Origin of the sequence: Flavobacterium sp. (assembly GCF_043780635.1) — a bacterium.
Taxonomy (GTDB): Bacteria; Bacteroidota; Bacteroidia; order Flavobacteriales; family Flavobacteriaceae; genus Flavobacterium.
In genome coordinates, this window is the sequence record NZ_JAYWCK010000174.1 from 1 (window position 1) to 3,318 (window position 3,318).

Annotated in this window: 1 protein-coding gene; it reads right to left on the bottom strand. The window is 33.2% G+C overall.

Features of this window, described 5'->3' with window-relative positions; translation table 11 throughout:
* On the bottom strand, positions 1–3,086 hold a 3,086-nt coding region (gene ccsA / locus ACH2BV_RS15530), incomplete at its 3' end, for a cytochrome c biogenesis protein CcsA (RefSeq protein WP_395051697.1).
* Positions 3,087–3,318 lie beyond the last annotated feature (232 nt).

Here is a 3,318-nt window from a genome sequence, read left to right on the forward strand (position 1 = left end):
AAAGACATTCCGCTTAAAGTCATCCAAATCCAACTTAAAGATTTGGCTTCTCCACTAGCATAAGAGTGCAAACCTACCAAGTGGAAATTTACTCCATAATAAGTAAATAATATGGACACAAAAGCATACATCGCCATTAAATTAAAAATCCATTTATTTCGCATTGAAGGAACAAAACGAGCATGAATTACAAAAGCATACACCATAATACTAATCAATGCCCAAGTCTCTTTTGGATCCCAACCCCAGTAACGACCCCAACTTTCGTTAGCCCATTGCCCACCAAGGAAATTCCCAATGGTAAGCATAATCAAACCAATAGTTAAAGCCATTTCGTTAATATATGATATTTCCTTGATGTTCAATTTCATTTTTTCCTTGTTTTTTTCGGTGGTAAACAAAATCAACAACAAAGAAACTATTCCTAAAATCATCCCCAAGGCAAACGGTCCGTAACTCGCCACGATTATTGCAACGTGAATCATTAACCAATAGGAATTAAGTACTGGTTGCAAATTACCAATTTCCGGATCAATCCAATTCATATAAGCTGCCGTCAAAATCATTGCGGCTACAAAGGCCGAGGAAGCAACGGTAAGTTTCGATTTTATATCAAAAGCCAAGCCGAAAAACATTGTTGCCCAAGCCACATATATTATAGATTCATAAGCATTACTCCAAGGAGCGTGACCAGAAATATACCAACGAGCAATCAATGCTAGGGTGTGCAAGGCAAAAAGCAATCCAATGATAACGTGCATCGTATTAACTAAAACATTCAAAGCTTTTCTTTCTTTGAATATTTTAAGAATGGTAAAGAAAAGCATCAAAATAGCCGCAAACATATACCAATAAGGCAATTTCTGGAACACATCATATTTATTATACAAAATCTCAGAACTGATTTTTTGTTCACTAGGCATCACTTTACTACCAAATTTTTTCTGGAAACCGCTAATACTTTCTAATAATTGGTCGGCTTGTTTATAATCATTAGTAGCGGTTGCTTTTTCTAAAGCACCAAAATACAATGGAAGAATGTTTTGTGTATAAGTTGCAGCCATCCCTTTTAAACCAGCGTTTGACAATTCTGCAAAAGAAACCCATTTATGATTCGGATCATTTGGAATCGGAAAAATCTTCAATATGCTTCCACTCAAAGCGGCTTCCATTAAATTTACTTTTTTATCGGTTTCGATAAAATCCTTTTCAAATTGGTTTGGATTTGCATTTTTGTATGCAGCTTCTAAATAGGATGATAATTTATAAGTGCCTGTATTGTCAAAAAAGTCTATAAATGAAGCATATTTTTTAGTTGCATCAATCCCAATAATCTTGCGAATACTGTCGTTTCCTGCTTTGATGTAAATCATTGGAATTTGAACCCAAATGTTTCCTCCTTGTGTCATAGACAAAAACACCTGATCAGAATTCATTCCGTTATAAGTATCTTTATGACTCACCTTTCGCAATAATTCAGAGGAGAAAGTGTTTATTGGTTTCATTCTACCACCTGCATCCTGAACAATTAATCTTGCAAATTTCGCAGCGTGAGCTTCAGGTACTTTTTGTTTTTCAATTATAGAATCTAATTGTTTTTCGTTAAGAAACTGACCATTATGATTTTGGCCGAAAGCACCAAAACTCAAAAACAGAAGCAAAATTGTTAGTAAATTAGCCTTTTTATTTTTCACTACTTCCAGTTTTCGTTTTAAATCAGCAAAACGAGAATGCTTAGTAAACATAATTGCCATCAAGGCAAAAAACAACATAAAATAACCAATATATGTTACTAATGTTCCCCAATAATCGTGGTTAACTGATAGAACTGTTCCTTTTTCGTCTGGGTCGAATGAGGATTGAAAAAATCGATACCCATTATGGTCTAAAATATGATTCATATATATTTTATAATCAAAAATATCCGCTTTATCTTGAATGGTAACCTGACTTTCAAACGAAGAAAAACTTTTCTCAGTTCCAGGATATTTTTGAGCTATAAAGTCATTCAATTTGATACTGAAAGGCAAAGTATACACTTTGTTTCCGTAAGTAAAAGTATAATCTAATTTTCCTATTTTCACAGATTTAGGCTCTCCTGTTCTTCCTTTGGTTCCTATTAATGTAACTGATTTTTCTTGTCCTTCAGCAGATAATTTAATTACCAAAGCATCATTATTACCTTTGGCTCGATAATCATTTTTAGTGTCATAATCAATAGTTCCTCTTGCTGCAGGTTCCGGAAATACAACTCTCATATCACCAATACTGTATAAAGAACGCATCATTAAAGGTTGCACAATATCTTTGGCAACTTTACCTTGCAATTTGTCTGCCATTCGCATAAACTCCCCTTCAAATGGAGTTTGAATGGTTGAAGTGCTATCAGTTATTGTAATATTTATAGCTCCTACGGTAAATTTATTCAATGAAAATAATACATTGTGAATATTTTGAACTTCTCCTTCTTTCAAGAAATGTTCTACTCTACCTTCATCACCGGCTTCCACAATTTTAAAATACAAACTACCTTTTGCATCGGACTTGATGACTTCTTTGGCTCCCATAATAAAATTCTCGTATTTCACATCAAATTTGGTTTCATCAAACTTTTCTGAAATAGAGAAATTATTGTTGGTAACAGGTGAAAGCAGCAATGGTTTTTCGAAAGTTCTACGTCTCATTTCACCTTGATATTGACCATCCACAAAAAGTGTGAGGTACATTTTATCGGAATAAAATATGTTTTCAGTATTCCCTTCACGAATAGGCATCATTCCTTCATAACTGATATAACGGGTGACGAAAGCTCCTGCTATAATGAATACAAAAGATAAATGCAGCATAAGTGTTGCCCATTTTTCTTTTCTCCATAAATTATAACGCTTGATGTTTCCAATGAAATTAATCATAAAAACTAACATAATTCCTTCAAACCACCAGGCATTATACACCCAAATTCGAGCAGTATCAGTATTATATTTACTTTCAATGAAAGTTCCCGTTGCCATTGCAATTGCAAAAGTCAGGAAAAGTATGGCCATCAATCGGGTAGAAAATAAAACGAAAGTTAATTTATTTATCATCTGTAAGAATTTACGTTTTTATAAAGTTATGCCAAAAGTACTTAAAATAGTCGAGTTGCATAATTGCACTCTTGTTAAATTAATCCAAAATTAAGGAAAAAAATATTTTGATTTATTGATAAATATCCTTTCAAATTACTATTAAATTACGATGCATTAGTTTTGACTTTTTTTGTTAATTTTGCCTTATGATCAAAGTAGTACTAATCGGTTCCGGAAATGTTGCTCAACA